Raw genomic sequence first — 16,006 nt, forward strand, 5'->3', positions numbered from 1 at the left:
GGATGTTGGATCAGAACGCCGGAACCACAGCGCCCTTGTACTTCTCGATGATGAACTGCTTCACCTCTGGCGAGTGCAGTGCAGCCGCCAGTTTTTTCATGTCGTCCGAGTCCTTGTTGTCCGGGCGGGCAACCAGGATGTTCACGTAAGGCGAGTCGCTGCCTTCGATGGCCAGGGCGTCTTTTTCCGGGTTCAGCTTGGCTTCCAGCGCGTAGTTGGTGTTGATCAAGGCGGCATCGACTTGGGTCAGCACACGCGGGATGGTGGCGGCTTCCAGCTCACGGAACTTGATGCTTTTCGGGTTTTCGGCAACATCCTTCACGGTGGACAGGATGTTCTTGCTGTCCTTGAGCTTGATCACACCGGCCTTGTCCAGCAGCAGCAGGGCGCGGCCGCCGTTGGTGGCGTCGTTGGGGATGACCACGGTGGCGCCGGAAGACAGCTCGTCCAGCTTCTTGATCTTGGCCGAATACACCCCCAGCGGCTCGATGTGCACGCCGGCCACGCTGACCAGTTGGGTGCCCTTGGCCTTGTTGAACTCATCCAGGTACGGCTGGTGCTGGAAGAAGTTGGCGTCCAGGCGCTTTTCGGCAACCTGTACGTTCGGCTGGACGTAGTCGGTGAATTCCTTGACCTTCAGATCAACGCCTTCTTTGTCGAGTTGCGGTTTGACGAAGTTGAGGATTTCGGCATGCGGCACCGGGGTGGCGGCAACGGTCAGGGTATCGGCGTGGGCCGAGAAGGCCGCAACAGCGGCAGCAACAGCAAGCAGCTTCTTCATTGATCACTCCTTGTGAGGGCCGCGACGGCCCCCGAACGGGTCGGCCAGGCCGACCCCATTGGGGTTACTTACGGGAAAAATGCACGACCAGTTTGTCGCCCACGCTCTGCAGTACTTGAACCAGTACCAGCAGTAGTACCACGGTCACGACCATCACGTCGGTCTGGAAACGCTGGTAACCGAAGCGGATAGCCAGGTCGCCCAGGCCACCGGCACCCACCACACCGGCCATGGCGGTGTACGAAACGAGGGTGATGGCGGTGACGGTAATGGCCGCGAAGATACCCGGGCGGGCCTCCGGCAGCAGCGCGCTGGTGATGATCTGGCGGGTGGTAGCGCCCATCGACTGGGTAGCTTCGATGATGCCGCGGTCCACTTCACGCAGGGCGGTTTCCACCAGGCGCGCGAAGAACGGCGTTGCACCCACCACCAGCGGCGGGATGGCGCCGGCAACGCCCAGCGAGGTGCCGGTGATCAGCACGGTGAACGGGATCATCACGATCAGCAGGATGATGAACGGCAGCGAGCGCAGGATGTTGACCACCAGCGAAAGCAGCGCATATACGCCCTTCTGTTCGAACATTTGCTTCGGCCCGCAGAGGAACAGCAGCACACCCAGTGGCAGGCCCAGCAGCACGGTGAAGAACAGCGAGCCGAACAGCATGATCATGGTGTCGATGGTGGCCAGCCAGATTTCGGCCCAGTCGACGTTGGCAAAGAAATTCAGGGCGTCCATCAACGCAGTACCTCCATATGTACGTCAGCTGCCTTGAAGCGGGCGAACGCCGCTTCCATGTCACCGCCGATCAGGGCGAGGGTGAGCTGGCCATAGGGGACATCCTTGATGCGATCGATACGCCCGGCGAGGATGCTGTAGTCCACACCGGTTTCGCGGGCCACGGTGCCCAGCAGTGGGGCGTAGGTGGCGTCGCCCTGGAAGGTCAGGCGCACGATGCGGCCCGGCACGTGGGCAAAGTCGTCGCGTTGCTCGCCTTCGTCGACCTGCTCGTCTTCCTGGACGAAGCGCTTGGTGGTGGGGTGCTGCGGGTGCAGGAACACATCGGCCACCGAGCCTTGCTCGACGATCTGGCCGGCGTCCATCACGGCCACGCAGTCGCAGACACGGCGGATCACGTCCATCTCGTGGGTGATCAGCACGATGGTCAGCTTCAGCTCACGGTTGATTTCGGCCAGCAGTTGCAGGACCGAGGCCGTGGTTTGCGGGTCGAGGGCACTGGTGGCCTCGTCGCACAGCAGGATCTTCGGGTTGGTGGACAGAGCGCGGGCGATGCCGACACGCTGCTTTTGGCCGCCGGACAGCTGCGCCGGGTACTTTCTGGCGTGGTCCGACAGGCCCACGCGGGCCAGCAGCTCGGTAACGCGCTTGTCGATTTCGCTGCGCGACAGCTCGCCGGCCAGAGTGAGCGGCAGGGCGACGTTGTCGGCGACGGTCTTGGAAGCCAGCAGGTTGAAGTGCTGGAAAATCATCCCGACCTGCTGGCGGAAGCCGCGCAGCTGGCTGGCGTTGAACGCGGTGACGTCTTCGCCGTCGACGATGATCTTGCCGCCGGAGGGTTCTTCCAGGCGGTTGATCAGGCGCAGCATGGTGCTTTTGCCGGCGCCGGAATGGCCGATCAGGCCGAACACCTGGCCATCTTCGATGGTCAGGCTGGTCGGATTCAGTGCGGGGATTTCCCTACCGGCAACGCGGTAGGTTTTATGTACCTGTTGGAACTCGATCACGTAGCGAACCTTGTGGGGCGCATTGAAATTTGGGTCAGCGGTTAGCTGGGGTCGCGCATTTTAGCCTTTTCCAATAGCTGTTCTTAGCATTTATTTCGTAATGCACCAATCCTTCGGGCATATCGCGACAACTGGTAATCCTGATTGAACGCTCGGCCACGCCCTCCAGTCACTACTTGGACAAGCCCTGAACGGGCAAGCCTTAAGACTGATGAGGAGAGCCGATCATGCCCAGCAAGAAAACGGACGCGCCCAAGCAGAGTGAAGCCGCCGGCACCCAGACCCCTGACCGGGCCAATACCAATGCCAAGCTGCAAAGCCTGGAGGCCGACCGCAGTGATGCGACCGGGCATGCGCTGCGCACCAACCAAGGCGTACGTATTGCGGACAATCAGAACACCCTGAAGGCGGGTGACCGCGGGCCTTCGCTGCTTGAAGACTTCATCATGCGCGAGAAGATCACCCACTTCGACCATGAGCGGATCCCCGAGCGCATCGTGCACGCACGCGGTACCGGTGCACACGGGTTCTTCCAGAGCTATGGCAATCACGCGGAACTGACCAAGGCCGGTTTCCTGCAGGATCCGGAAAAGATCACCCCGGTTTTTGTGCGCTTTTCCACGGTTCAGGGCCCACGTGGTTCTGGCGACACGGTGCGAGATGTGCGGGGCTTTGCAGTCAAGTTCTATACCGACGAGGGTAATTTCGACCTGGTTGGCAACAACATGCCGGTGTTTTTCATCCAGGATGCCATCAAGTTCCCCGATTTTGTTCACGCGGTTAAGCCGGAGCCACACAACGAAATACCTACCGGCGGCTCGGCGCATGACACTTTCTGGGATTTTGTCTCGCTGGTACCGGAATCGGCCCACATGGTCATGTGGGCCATGTCTGACCGCGCCATCCCGCGCAGCCTGCGCATGATGGAAGGCTTTGGCGTGCACACCTTCCGGCTGATCAATGCCGAGGGCGTGGCCAGCTTCGTCAAGTTTCACTGGAAGCCGAGCCAGGGCGTGCATTCGCTGCTGTGGGACGAAGCCCAGAAACTGGCGGGCAAGGATACAGACTTCCAGCGCCGTGACCTGTGGGAAGCCATTGAAACCGGTGACTACCCGGAATGGGAACTGGGCGTGCAGATTGTGCCTGAGGCTGACGAACACAAATTCGACTTCGACCTGCTGGACCCGACCAAGATCATTCCCGAAGAACTGGTACCGGTTACCCCGCTGGGCAAGATGGTCCTGAACCGCAACCCGGACAATTTCTTTGCCGAGGTCGAGCAGGTTGCCTTCTGCCCTGGCCATATCGTGCCGGGTATCGACTTCACCAATGACCCCTTGCTGCAGGGCCGGCTGTTCTCCTATACCGACACGCAACTGAGCCGGCTGGGTGGGCCGAATTTCCACCAGATCCCGATCAACCGCCCGGTGGCGCCCAACCACAACAACCAGCGTGACGCGTTGCACCAGCACATCGTGCACAGGGGCCGTGCCTCGTATGAGCCGAACTCCATCGACGGCGGCTGGCCGAAGGAAACGCCACCTGCGGCGCAGGATGGCGGCTTCGAGAGCTATCAGGAACGCGTTGATGCGCACAAGATTCGCCAGCGCAGCGAGTCGTTTGGCGACCACTTCTCACAGGCGCGGTTGTTCTTCCAGAGCATGAGCCCGACAGAGCAACAGCACATCATCAAGGCCTACAGCTTCGAACTGGGCAAGGTCGAGCGCGAGGCCATTCGTGCCCGTGAGGTGAATGAAATTCTAGCCAACATCGACCTCAAGTTGGCCGCCGCCGTGGCCGCCAACCTGGGGTTGCCGGCACCCAAGGCGGGCACCGTTCAGGTGAAGGGCAGCAAACTGGCCGAGTCCCCCGCGCTGAGCCAGATGAACCACCCGGGGGTTGTGGGCATCAAGGGGCGCAAGATAGCCGTGCTGCTGGCCGATGGCGTGGATGCCGGCAGTGTCGACCGGCTGGTCAAGGCGCTTGAGGCGCATAGCGCACGCATCATGCTGCTTGGCCCAACCTCGGCACCGGTCAAGGCTGCTGACGGCAAGGCACTGCCAGTGGATGCGTCGATGGAGGGCATGCCTTCGATCATGTTCGACGGGGTATTGGTACCGGCCGGCAAGGCCGCGCTGGATGCGCTGGGGGCGAGTGGGTTGGCCAAGCACTTCCTGCTCGAGGCCTACAAGCACCTGAAGGCGATCGGCTTTGCCAAAGAAGGCAAGGTGCTGGTGGACGCACTGGGCCTCAAGGAAGACAAGGGGCTGTTGCTGGGCGATGACCAGAAGACGCTGGACGCTTTCGTCAAAGCGGTCGAGGGGCATAGGGTGTGGGAGCGTGAAGCTGCCGCGGAGGCTGTGCCGGCCTAAGGGCTGCTTCGACACCCCATCGCGACACAAGGCCGCCCCTACAGGGAACTGCTATCCCTGTAGGGGCGGCCTTGTGTCGCGATGGGGAGCACAGCGCCCCCAGATTCTCAATGCTGGTGCGGAACCAGAACCACCTGCGCCGGCAGCGAGCGCTGGATTTCATGCTTCTGCTTCAGCTCGAACCCGCTGTCGATCTTGCGCACGCGTTTCTCCAGCAAGGTCTTCAGCCACGGCGCATCGTCGGTACGCGGCACCTGAAACACCACTTCGCAGTCATAGCTCACCACATCGGCGGCAATGTCATCGAGCTGGCGGCGCATGGCACGGCTGTCAGTGGTCTTCAAGGCCACCACCGTGCTTGGCGCCGTTGGGTCAATGAGGCGTGCCTGGGGCTTGGATTCGGCGGCTTTCAAGGCAGCCTCCGCTTTTTCCAGCTCGGCCTTGCGTGCCTGGGTCAGGGGGTCGCCCCCGGTCACGGCCGGGGCTTGTGGCATCAGAGCTCGGGCGCGGGCCAGGGCGGTAGCCGCTGCGTTCACATCGCCCTTTTGCAAGACGATCTGGCTGCGTTGCAGGTAGGCTTCGGCCAACTGACGCTGGTATTGCTCCAGGCGTGCGTCGTCGGGCGACTGAGCCTGCAGGGCTGCAAGCTGGTCTTCGGCGGTGGCCAGTTCGTTGCTGGCGATGTTTTGTTGCAACTGCTGCCAGGCATCGGCTTGGGCAGGTGCGGTGGCCTGTTCGACCGGCGCGCTGGAGCAGGCACCCAGGAACAGGGAAAACGCGGCAACAAGCAGATAACGGGAGGCGAACGGCTTCATTCCTGCGACTCTCTATTTGCGCAAAAAGCGAGCAAGTCTACACCCAGGTGCGCACGCTCGAAAACAGGTCTTACAGACCCTTTACCCGGCAAAAGGTTGCAAGGCGTGCCTGCACACGCCCTGTCTTTCAGCGTTTCGGCAGGGCCAGGCTCAGCAAGAATAGCACCGCCGCGCAGACCACGATCGACGGGCCAGCGGGGGTATCCTTGAACCAGGACATGGCCAGGCCACCGCAGACGGCGGTGACGCCCAGCAAGCTGGCGCCCAGGGCCATCTGCTCGGGGGAGCGGGCGTGTCGCTGCGCCGCAGCAGCAGGGATGATCAGTAGCGAGGTGATCAGCAGCACACCGACGATCTTCATGGCCACGGCAATCACCACCGCAATCAGCAGCATCAATGCCAGGCGCAAGCCGGCCACCGGCAGGCCTTCGACCATGGCCAGTTCTTCGTGCACGGTAACCGCCAGCAGCGGCCGCCACAGCGCGGCGAGTAGCAGCAACACCAGCGCACTGCCGCCGAGGATCCAGGCCAGGTCGGTGGTGCTGATGGCCAGCAGGTCGCCGAACAGGTAGGCCATAAGGTCGATGCGCACGTCGTGCATGAAACTCAGTACCACCAGGCCCAGCGACAGGGTGCTGGGGGCGAGAATGCCGAGCAGGGTATCGGAGGCCAGCGGTTGGCGTTGCTGCAAGGTGACCAGCAGGATCGCCAGCAACAGGCAGCCGATAGTAACTGCCAGCGTCGGGCTGACATCCAGGGCGAACCCGAGGGCCACGCCGAGCAGGGCCGCGTGGGACAGCGTGTCGCCAAAATAGGCCATGCGTCGCCACACCACGAAGGAGCCCAGCGGGCCAGCCACCAGCGCCAGGGACAAACCGGCAAGCAGGGCGTAGAGAAGAAAATCAGCCATGCTTGCAGTGCTCTCCGTGAACATGGGTGCCAGGGGCGACCACCGAACCGTGCAGGTCGTGGCTGTGGTCGTGGTGATGGTGGTAAATGGCCAGGCTTGGCGCGGTCTGGCCGAACAGCTCGACGAACGCCGGGTCGCCGCTGACTTGCTCGGGGTGACCCGAGCAGCACACGTGACGGTTCAGGCATACCACCTGGTCGGTGGCGCTCATTACCAGGTGCAGGTCGTGGGACACCATCAGCACGCCGCAACCATGACGATCACGCAGGCGGGTGATGAGGTTGTACAGCTCGGTCTGGCCGACCACATCCACGCCCTGCACCGGCTCGTCGAGCACCAGCAACTGGGGTTCGCGCAGCAGGGCGCGGGCCAGCAGCACGCGTTGCATCTCGCCGCCGGAAATGGTCTGGATCGGGTTGTCGATGACCTGTTCGGCGCCTACCTCCTGTAGCGCCGACAAGGCTGCTGCACGGTCTACGCCGGGCACCAGGCGCAAAAAGCGCAGCACCGACAGCGGCAGCGTGGCATCGACCTGAATCTTTTGCGGCATGTAGCCAATGCGCAGCTTCGGCTTGCGCCATACCTTGCCGCGGTGCGGCTTGAGCAGCCCGAGTACGGCACGGACCAAGGTCGTCTTGCCCGCCCCGTTGGGGCCGATCAGGGTGACGATCTGGCCGGGGGCGACCGACAGGTCGATGCTGTCGAGCACCGCCTCGCCGCCATAGGTGACGCCGACCTGCTCAAGACGGATCAGGGCATCGCTCATGCCGCGCTCCGGCAGCTGCCGCACAGGCCGACCACTTCCACGGTCTGGGTCTCGACCGCAAAGCCCACGCCTTTGGCGCTGCTGATGATGGCCTCGCTGATGCTGCTCTGCTCCAGCTCGATGGCCACATGGCAGGCCCGGCAAATAAGGAACTGGCCTTGGTGCACGTGCTCGGGGTGGCTGCAGCCGATGAAGGCGTTGAGCGAGGCGATGCGGTGGACCAGGCCGTTTTCCAGCAGGAAATCCAGCGCGCGGTATACCGTGGGCGGGGCGGCACGGCGGCCGTCCTGCTCGCTGAGCACGGCGAGAATGTCATAGGCGCCCAGCGGCTTGTGGCTTTGCCACACCAGCTCCAGCACACGGCGGCGTAGCGCAGTCAGGCGCAGGCCCTGGCGGGTGCACAAGGCGTCGGCTTCAGACAGTGCGCTGTGTACGCAATGGGAGTGATCGTGAGGACGGTTGGCCAGCGGCGTGATGGACATGGGCAGCGACGGTTCTGGATGGAGACGTTATTATGTTACCTGTTTCTGACGACTCGAGTATCCACCGTGTCCCGATTCCTAGCTCTGTTTGTCGCTTTCATCGCATTTTCCGCTCACGCCGATGTGCGTGTGCTCACCAGTATCAAGCCCCTGCAGCAGATTGCCGCCGCCGTGCAGGATGGCGTAGGCAGCCCTGACGTATTGCTGCCGCCAGGTGCCTCGCCGCACCACTATGCATTGCGCCCCTCCGATGTGCGGCGGGTAGGTGATGCCGACCTGCTGTACTGGATCGGCCCGGACATGGAGAATTTCCTGCCTCGGGTACTGGCGAGCCGTAGCAAGGCGACGGTGGCTGTGCAGTCGCTGACGGGCATGAAGCTGCGCCACTTTGGTGAGGACAGCCATTCCCATGAGGAAGAGGATCACGACGATCATGACCACGATCACCGCCCGGGCAGCCTGGATGCTCATTTGTGGCTATCGTCGGTCAACGCGCGGGTAATCGCGGCAAAAATGGCGTCTGACCTGGCCCAGGTCGACCCGGCTAATGCTGCCCGCTACCAAAACAACCTCAAGGCCTTCGACGAACGCCTGGATGCTTTGGATGAGCGTATCAAGGCGCGGGTGGCCGGTATTGCCGACAAGCCGTACTTCGTGTTCCACGAAGCGTTCGATTATTTCGAAGCTGAGTATGGCTTGAAGCACGCCGGCGTGTTCAGCGTGGCGTCCGAGGTGCAGCCTGGGGCGCAACATGTAGCGGCCATGCGCAAGCGCCTGCAGGAAGTGGGCAAGACGTGCGTGTTCAGCGAACCGCCATTGCGACCGCGCCTGGCCGAGACCCTGACTGCCGGGCTGCCGGTGCGTCTGGCCGAGCTGGATGCACTAGGCGGTACCGACCCGGTGGATGGCAAAGGGTATGAGCGCTTGCTTGAGAAGCTGGGTGGTGAGCTGGCGGGGTGCCTGGAACAGCTGTAAGCCTGTACCGGCCTCTTCGCGGGCATGCCCGCGAAGAAGCAGACGGGGTCTAGAGGGCGAACGGGAGGTGCAAGGCCACTTGCTGGCGCTGTGCCAGGCGCACTTCGAACTCGCTCGGGTCGTGGATCATCACATCCATCCCGGCAAACGATTCGGCCGCGATCAGGCGCGACAGCCAGAAGCGCACGCAACCTACCCGCAACATTTCCGGCCACAGCTCGGCTTCGGCCGCCGTGAACGGCCGCAGCGCCGCATAGGCTGCCAGCAGTGCCTGGGCACGCGGTACATCCACTGCGCCTTTCTCGTCCAGGCACCAGTCGTTCACGGTGATGGCGATGTCATACAGCATCGGCCCGGAGCAGGCGTTGTAGAAGTCGATCACACCGGTCAGGTGGGTGCCTTCGAACATCACGTTGTCGCGGAACAGATCGGCATGCAGGTTGGACCGCGGCAAAGCCAGGATCTGCGCCTTGTGCGCGCTGATCTCTTGCAGTGCCGGCTGCAGCAGTGCGGCTTGCTCGGCGGACAGGCGTGGCAACAACTCGGCACCCGAAGCCAGCATCCAGTCCAGGCCACGGTCGGTCTTGCGCTCGATGATGTGCTCGCGGGTGGCCAGGTGAATGTGCGCCAGCAGCTCGCCGACCTGGGCGCAGTGCTGGTTGTTGGGCGCCTTGATGTGCTTGCCCGACAGCCGTGGCTGCAGCAACGCCGGCTTGCCGCACAGCTCGCGCAGGCCGTTGCCGTCGCGGTCACGAACGGCATAGGGCACCGGCATGTCAGCGTCGTGCAGGGTGTCTAGCAGTTCTATGAAGAACGGCATGTCTTCGCTTGGCCCACGCTCGATCAGCGTCAGGACGAACTCCCCCTGTTCGAGGCTGACGAAGAAATTGCTGTTCTCGGTGCCGGCGGCAATGCCCTGGAAGTCGAGCAGACGGCCCAGCTCATACGGTGCCAGAAAGGTTTCCAGCTCAGGCCGGGTCACGGGGGTGAAGACTGACATGATGAAAATTTGCCCATACGGGCACTTCCGCCGGGAAGTGCCGGGTTGATGTGAACGGTGCGCGTCAGATTACCACTCGAAAATCTTCCAGGACGGAATCAGCATGTCCGGCTGGTCGGATCGAATGAAATTGGCATCAGTGCCATCAGCGCGCACCAGAAAATAAGGCTTGCCGTTTTTCGGCGTGATCTTGATCGCATACAGGAACCCGTTCTGCCGGTACTCCTGGATGGTTTTGTCGCCTTCCGTGCGAATGGTCACCTCGGGATCGGCCGAGGGGGCGTCGTCCGCCGCCAGGGTGACGACTGGCGTGGTTGCCAACAGGCCGAGCAGTAACAGGCGATTGAGTGTACGCATGATAACCTAGTCCCTTTGTCGTCAATGATTCTGGCTATTCTAGCGCCGGACCCGTCGAAAAGGTTGATTCTGCTCATGAGCCAAGCCCCCCTCGTCCTGGTGGACGGTTCCTCCTACCTGTACCGCGCCTTCCACGCGCTGCCGCCGCTGACCACGTCCAAGGGCATGCCGACCGGTGCGGTGAAGGGTGTGCTGAACATGCTCAAGAGCCTGCGCAAGCAGTACCCGGACAGCTTGTTCGCGGTGGTATTCGACGCCAAGGGCGGCACATTCCGCGATGCCATGTTCGCAGAGTACAAGGCAAACCGCCCAAGCATGCCTGACGACCTGCGGGTGCAGGTCGAGCCGCTGCATGCCAGCGTGCGGGCACTTGGCTACCCGCTGCTGTGCGTCGAGGGTGTCGAAGCTGATGACGTGATTGGCACCCTGGCGCGCAGCAGCGCCGCCCAGGGCCGCCCGGTGATCATCTCGACCGGCGACAAGGACATGGCGCAGCTGGTGGACGGGCACATTACCTTGGTCAACACCATGACCGGTAGCGTGCTGGACGTGGCTGGCGTGCACGAGAAATTTGGCGTCGGCCCGGAACATATCATCGACTTCCTGGCGCTGATGGGCGACAAGGTCGACAACATCCCCGGCGTACCCGGCGTTGGCGAAAAAACCGCTGTGGGCCTGCTGACCGGTATTGGCGGCGGCCTCAGCGACCTGTACGCCAATCTGGACAAGGTGCCGGCACTGGCCATTCGCGGTGCCAAGACCCTGCCGGCCAAGCTGGAGGAACACCGCGATGCGGCGTTCCTGTCCTACGAGCTGGCTACCATCAAGGTAGACGTGCCACTGGATGTCGAGGTCGAGGCGTTGGTCTGCGGTGAGCCTGATCGCGAGGCGTTGCTGGCGTTGTACACCGAGATGGAGTTCAAGAGCTGGGTTGCCGAGGTGCAGCGTGATGCCGCAAGGGCTGGCGATGACGTTGCGCCGGTCGAAGAGCCGGCAGCCAAGGTCGAGCCGCAGTATGAAACCATTCTTGACCAAGCCCGTTTTGAAGCCTGGCTGGAAAAGCTGCGCCAGGCGCCGCTGTTCGCCTTCGATACCGAAACTACCGGCCTTGACGCCCAGAAGGCGCAGCTGGTTGGCCTGTCTTTCGCTGTCGCGCCCCATGAGGCGGCTTATGTGCCGTTGGCCCACGACTATGAAGGTGCACCGGCCCAGCTGGACCGTGAGGCCGTATTGCTGGCACTGAAACCGTTGCTGGAAGACCCGGCCAAGGCCAAGGTCGGGCAGAACGCCAAGTACGACATCAACATCCTCGCCAATGGCTCACCCGCCATCGAAATGCGTGGCGTGGCCTACGACACCATGCTCGAGTCGTACGTGCTGAACTCCACCGCCACCCGTCATGACATGGATAGCCTGGCGCAGAAGTACCTCGACCACACCACCATTGCCTTCGAGGACATCGCCGGCAAGGGCGCCAAGCAGCTGACCTTCAACCAGATCCACCTGGACAAGGCCGGCCCCTACGCTGCCGAAGACGCCGACATTACCCTGCGCCTGCACCAGGCGTTGCAGGCGCGCCTGGCACAGACGCCTAGCCTGCAGCCGGTGCTGATGGACATCGAGATGCCGCTGGTGCCGGTGCTGGCCAAGATCGAACGCCAGGGAGCGCTGGTCGATGCTGCGCTGCTGCATGTGCAAAGCGGTGAACTGGGCGTGAAGATGGCCGAACTGGAGCAGCGCGCCTACGCGCTGGCCGGTGAAGAGTTCAACCTCGGTTCACCCAAGCAGCTGGGCGCGATCCTTTACGACAAGCTAGGCATGCCGGTGCTGAGCAAGACCGCCAAGGGCCAGCCATCCACTGCCGAAGCCGTGCTCGATGAGCTGGCCTTGCTCGGTTATCCACTGCCTGAGGTACTGATGCAGTACCGCAGCCTGAGCAAGCTCAAGAGCACCTACACCGACAAGCTGCCGGGCCAGATCAACCCCCGCACCGGGCGTATCCATACCTCCTATCAGCAGGCAGTGGCAGCCACCGGCCGGCTGTCGTCGAGCGACCCGAACCTGCAGAACATCCCGATTCGTACTGCCGAAGGCCGGCGTATTCGCCAGGCGTTCATTGCCAGCCCGGGTTACAAACTGCTGGCGGCGGACTATTCGCAGATCGAACTGCGCATCATGGCTCATCTGGCCAAGGACGAAGGCCTGCTGCACGCCTTCCGCAACGACCTCGATGTGCACCGGGCAACGGCGGCGGAAGTGTTCGGTGTGGCCCTGGAAGACGTCACCACCGACCAGCGCCGTAAAGCCAAGGCCATCAACTTCGGCCTTATCTACGGGATGAGCGCCTTTGGGCTGGCCAAGCAGATCGGTGTCGACCGCAAGCAGTCGCAGGACTACATCGACCGCTACTTCGCCCGCTATCCGGGCGTGCTGGCCTACATGGAGCGCACCCGTGCCCAGGCCGCCGAGCAAGGCTTTGTCGAAACCCTGTTCGGCCGCCGCCTGTACCTGCCAGACATCAACGCCAAGAACCCGGCCCTGCGCAAAGGCGCGGAGCGTACGGCGATCAACGCGCCGATGCAGGGCACTGCCGCCGATATCATCAAGCGGGCCATGGTCAATGTGGATAACTGGCTGAGCGAGAGCGGGCTGGATGCCCGGGTGATCCTGCAGGTACACGACGAATTGGTCCTGGAGGTGCGTGAGGACCTGGTGCAGCAGGTGAAAGATGAAATTCGCCAGCACATGAGCCAGGCCGCACAACTGGATGTGCCGCTGCTGGTGGAGGCAGGAATTGGTGCGAATTGGGACGAAGCTCACTGATTGAGCGCGGAAAGCTGTGTAGGATCTGCGGCGTAGTGACGCGGATCCTGGCACGGCTCAGTGCCGTCGGTACGGAAGTTTCATGAAACTATCGCAAATAGTTTTCAGGGCTTCGGAACTAAACCGGTGAAGCGGAACTCAGAGTAACTGAATGGCTGGTGAAGCCCTTCGATGCTCCTATGTTGTGTTAAGTGTTGGCAGATATCTGGACCCCGCCCTAGCGGTCCGGACTTGGACCCCGAACTTCCCCCTCCCCATACGAAGTCCGGGGTTTTTTTTGCCCGGAATTTGGGTCGACCGTACCGGCCTCATCGCCGGCAAGCCAGCTCCCACAGGGGTATCACTTCCCTTGAGGCCTGTGTTGAACCTGTGGGAGCTGGCTTGCCGGCGATAGGGCCCTCAAACAGCAGGCTTGTCTTCCAGCTCCATCCAGCCCGCCAGCACGCGGTAGGCGTCTTCCACGCCCAGGCGCTTGGGTGCCGAGAACAGCTGGATGGTCACGCCATCGCCCCAGCCCTTGCGGATTTCCGACTGCACTTTCAGCAGGGTGTTCTTGCCCGCGCCGTGGGTCAGCTTGTCGGCTTTGGTCAGCAGAATATGCATGGGCATATGGCTGGCCTTGGCCCAGTCGAGCATCATTTTGTCGAAGTCGGTCATCGGGTGGCGCACGTCCATCATCAGGATCACGCCGCGCAGGCACTCACGGCTGCCCAGGTAGGCTTCCAGGTGTTTTTGCCAGTGTTGCTTGAGCGGGATCGGCACTTTTGCATAACCGTAGCCCGGCAGGTCGACCAAACGCCGTTCATCGTCCAGACTGAAGAAATTCAGCAGTTGGGTGCGCCCGGGGGTTTTCGAGGTGCGCGCCAGGCTGGCATGGGTCAGGGTGTTGAGGGCGCTGGATTTGCCGGCATTGGAGCGGCCGGCAAAAGCCACCTCGTAACCCTGGTCGTCCGGGCATTGTTCGACCTTGGCAGCGCTGAGGGCGAATGTGGCTTTCTGGCAGAGGCCGAGGATGGGGTTCTTGACTTGCATGGGATATCCGATGTGGGTGTTGCCTGACTCTGAAGGCCCGAGCCTGGCAAGCGGTGTCGTTTCCGTTTGGATGGCGGAAGTATATAATGCCCCAGTTTTTGTGTGCTCATTCTCCCAGCGAAGGAGAACGGGCATGGGGTGTCGAACAATAGCTCGCGCATCAGAACGCAGCGCGGCCCCCAACCCTGAAGGTCGTTCCGCATGGCGAAATGGCTGCTTGCTGTCGGTATGTTCCTGCCGGTTTTCAGCGCACAGGCTACACAGGATCCCGAGGTGTTGTACAACCGCACGTGTGCGGCCTGTCACACCGGGCAGTTGCCACAGGCACCCAGACAGGGTGACCGGGCAGCATGGGAGCCAAGGCTGGCGCAAGGCATGGATGTACTGGTGAAGCACGTGACCCAGGGTTTCAAGGCTATGCCGCCGCGTGGATTGTGCATGGACTGCAGTGCCGAGGACTACCGTTTGGTCATCCTTTGGATGAGCGGCAGTCCCGATACATAACATTTCACCCTTAGCCGTGTTGGATTAGCTGATGAACAAACTAGTCGTGAGTCTGCTGTTGACCCTGGGTGTCGCAGGTGCGGCCACTGCTGCGCAAACTGTCAAGGGCGATGCCGCCGCCGGTCAGGCCAAGACGGCCGTCTGTGGCGCCTGCCACAACCCCGACGGCAATAGCCTGGCACCGAACTTCCCTAAACTGGCCGGCCAAGGCCAGCGTTACCTTGAAAAACAACTGCACGATATCAAGTCGGGCAAGCGCACGGTGCTGGAGATGACCGGCATGCTGGCCGCGTTCAACGACCAGGACCTTGCCGACATCGCCGCCTATTTCTCCAGCCAGAAAGGCAGCGTGGGTGCCGCCGATCCCAAGCTGGTCGAACGTGGCCGTGCGCTGTTCAATGGCGGCGACCTGGAGAAAGGCATGCCTGCCTGCACCGGTTGCCACTCCCCCAACGGCGCAGGTATTGCTTTGGCCGGCTTCCCGCACCTGAGCGGCCAGCACTCGCAGTACGTGACCAAGCAGCTCACGGACTTCCGCGAAGGCAACCGCACCAACGATGGTGATGCCATGACCATGCGCACCATTGCCGGCAAGCTGAGCAACCACGACATCGAGGCGTTGGCCAGCTACATCCAGGGCCTGCATTAACTTTCGGTTAATGTTGTAGGCCAATGATGAAAGGGCGGCCGGGCCGCCCTTTTTTCAGTCCGCAGCCGTTACACTACAGAACTCGACCCCTTCCCGGCCTGTCTCAGTGCAGTTAGGGTCGTGGCGACCTATGACTGCTCAGGAGTAAAGCATGCGTAAACTGATTCTCAGCGCCGCGCTGGTCGCTGCCAGCGTATTTGGTATGACTGCCGTCCAGGCCGCCGAGCCTGTTGCTGGCAAGGAATACTTCGAGCTGAGCAACCCTGTTCAGGTTTCCGTGCCTGGCAAGATCGAAGTGGTCGAGCTGTTCTGGTACGGCTGCCCACATTGCTACCACTTCGAGCCGGTCATCAACCCCTGGGTTGAAAAACTGCCACAGGATGTCAACTTCAAGCGCGTACCGGCCATGTTTGGCGGCCCATGGGACGCTCATGGCCAGATGTTCCTGACCCTCGAAGCCATGGGCGTCGAGCACAAGGTGCACGCCGCGGTGTTCGACGCCATCCAGAACCAGAAAAAGCGCCTGACCGACCCGCAGGACATGGCTGACTTCCTCGCCACCCAAGGTGTGGACAAGGACAAGTTCCTGGCCACCTTCAACTCGTTCGCCATCAAGGGCCAGGTCAACCAGGCCAAGGAACTGGCGAAGAAGTATGAAATCACCGGCGTACCGAGCATGGTCGTCAACGGCAAGTACCGCTTCGACCTGGGTACCGCAGGCGGGCCGAAAGAGGTGCTGGACGTCGCCGACCAACTGATCGCCAAGGAGCGCGCCGCCAAGTAGGCGGCGTAACCCA

16 protein-coding genes are annotated in these 16,006 nt (G+C 62.1%); 6 read left to right on the forward strand and 10 right to left on the reverse strand.

All coding sequences use genetic code 11. From position 1 onward, the window contains the following. Positions 1-10 precede the first annotated feature (10 nt). The 3 genes from AC07XM_RS05790 to AC07XM_RS05800 form a co-directional block, all read right to left on the reverse strand. Complete coding sequence (locus tag AC07XM_RS05790) at positions 11-781, reverse strand: MetQ/NlpA family ABC transporter substrate-binding protein (RefSeq protein WP_102689250.1); 771 nt, start codon at positions 779-781, stop codon at positions 11-13. Positions 782-845: 64 nt separating this feature from the next. Next, positions 846-1,517 carry a methionine ABC transporter permease gene (locus AC07XM_RS05795; protein ID WP_012269918.1) on the reverse strand — a complete coding sequence of 224 codons (672 nt, stop codon included), beginning with the start codon at positions 1,515-1,517 and terminating at the stop codon, positions 846-848. Beyond that, on the reverse strand, positions 1,517-2,524 hold the full coding sequence (locus AC07XM_RS05800; RefSeq protein ID WP_016484266.1) for a methionine ABC transporter ATP-binding protein: 1,008 nt from the start codon (positions 2,522-2,524) through the stop codon (positions 1,517-1,519). The genes AC07XM_RS05795 and AC07XM_RS05800 overlap by 1 nt, the downstream gene beginning before the upstream one ends. Positions 2,525-2,751: 227 nt before the next feature. On the opposite strand from AC07XM_RS05800, the gene katE reads away from it, so the two are divergent. Continuing rightward, on the forward strand, positions 2,752-4,896 hold the full coding sequence (gene katE / locus AC07XM_RS05805; RefSeq protein WP_096425434.1) for a catalase HPII: 2,145 nt from the start codon (positions 2,752-2,754) through the stop codon (positions 4,894-4,896). 107 nt (positions 4,897-5,003) lie between these two features. On the opposite strand, the gene AC07XM_RS05810 is transcribed toward katE, so the two are convergent. From AC07XM_RS05810 to zur, 4 genes are all read right to left on the reverse strand, one after another. Beyond that, complete coding sequence (locus AC07XM_RS05810) at positions 5,004-5,711, reverse strand: PA5502 family lipoprotein (RefSeq protein WP_016484268.1); 708 nt, start codon at positions 5,709-5,711, stop codon at positions 5,004-5,006. A gap of 127 nt (positions 5,712-5,838) precedes the next feature. Then, positions 5,839-6,621, reverse strand: coding sequence for a zinc ABC transporter permease subunit ZnuB (gene znuB / locus AC07XM_RS05815; RefSeq protein WP_016484269.1), 783 nt, complete (start codon positions 6,619-6,621; stop codon positions 5,839-5,841). Further along, a complete protein-coding gene (gene znuC / locus AC07XM_RS05820; RefSeq protein WP_016484270.1) occupies positions 6,614-7,387 on the reverse strand; it encodes a zinc ABC transporter ATP-binding protein ZnuC in 774 nt (257 codons plus the stop codon). Before znuC ends, znuB begins: the two co-directional genes overlap by 8 nt. Further along, a complete protein-coding gene (gene zur, locus AC07XM_RS05825) occupies positions 7,384-7,869 on the reverse strand; it encodes a zinc uptake transcriptional repressor Zur (RefSeq protein WP_102689251.1) in 486 nt (161 codons plus the stop codon). The genes znuC and zur overlap by 4 nt, the downstream gene beginning before the upstream one ends. Positions 7,870-7,887: 18 nt before the next feature. Here zur and AC07XM_RS05830 point away from each other — a divergent pair, with 18 nt between their 5' ends. Continuing rightward, positions 7,888-8,844: a zinc ABC transporter substrate-binding protein gene (locus AC07XM_RS05830; RefSeq protein WP_070086751.1), complete on the forward strand. Its 957-nt coding sequence runs from the start codon at positions 7,888-7,890 to the stop codon at positions 8,842-8,844. Between the two features lie 49 nt (positions 8,845-8,893). On the opposite strand, the gene AC07XM_RS05835 is transcribed toward AC07XM_RS05830, so the two are convergent. Together AC07XM_RS05835 and AC07XM_RS05840 are read right to left on the reverse strand one after the other, a co-directional pair. Next, the gene (locus AC07XM_RS05835; RefSeq protein WP_060519851.1) at positions 8,894-9,844 is read right to left on the reverse strand and encodes a homoserine kinase; all 951 of its coding nucleotides are present in this window, start codon (positions 9,842-9,844) and stop codon (positions 8,894-8,896) included. Between the two features lie 69 nt (positions 9,845-9,913). Continuing rightward, the gene (locus AC07XM_RS05840) at positions 9,914-10,201 is read right to left on the reverse strand and encodes a DUF2782 domain-containing protein (protein WP_003252997.1); all 288 of its coding nucleotides are present in this window, start codon (positions 10,199-10,201) and stop codon (positions 9,914-9,916) included. A gap of 75 nt (positions 10,202-10,276) precedes the next feature. Between AC07XM_RS05840 and polA the strand changes: the two genes are divergently transcribed. Then, positions 10,277-13,024: a DNA polymerase I gene (polA, locus tag AC07XM_RS05845; RefSeq protein ID WP_016484274.1), complete on the forward strand. Its 2,748-nt coding sequence runs from the start codon at positions 10,277-10,279 to the stop codon at positions 13,022-13,024. 399 nt (positions 13,025-13,423) lie between these two features. Here the strand turns inward: polA and yihA are convergent, their stop codons facing one another. Then, positions 13,424-14,056 carry a ribosome biogenesis GTP-binding protein YihA/YsxC gene (yihA, locus tag AC07XM_RS05850; protein WP_016484275.1) on the reverse strand — a complete coding sequence of 211 codons (633 nt, stop codon included), beginning with the start codon at positions 14,054-14,056 and terminating at the stop codon, positions 13,424-13,426. Between the two features lie 201 nt (positions 14,057-14,257). On the opposite strand from yihA, the gene AC07XM_RS05855 reads away from it, so the two are divergent. The 3 genes from AC07XM_RS05855 (at position 14,258) to dsbA (ending at position 15,993) form a co-directional block, all read left to right on the forward strand. Continuing rightward, on the forward strand, positions 14,258-14,560 hold the full coding sequence (locus AC07XM_RS05855; protein ID WP_016484276.1) for a c-type cytochrome: 303 nt from the start codon (positions 14,258-14,260) through the stop codon (positions 14,558-14,560). A gap of 31 nt (positions 14,561-14,591) precedes the next feature. Continuing rightward, complete coding sequence (locus tag AC07XM_RS05860; RefSeq protein ID WP_016484277.1) at positions 14,592-15,209, forward strand: c-type cytochrome; 618 nt, start codon at positions 14,592-14,594, stop codon at positions 15,207-15,209. 151 nt (positions 15,210-15,360) lie between these two features. Continuing rightward, positions 15,361-15,993 carry a thiol:disulfide interchange protein DsbA gene (gene dsbA / locus AC07XM_RS05865; RefSeq protein ID WP_016484278.1) on the forward strand — a complete coding sequence of 211 codons (633 nt, stop codon included), beginning with the start codon at positions 15,361-15,363 and terminating at the stop codon, positions 15,991-15,993. Positions 15,994-16,006: the final 13 nt, after the last annotated feature.

Source organism: Pseudomonas sp. GW460-LB5 (genome assembly GCF_059423245.1).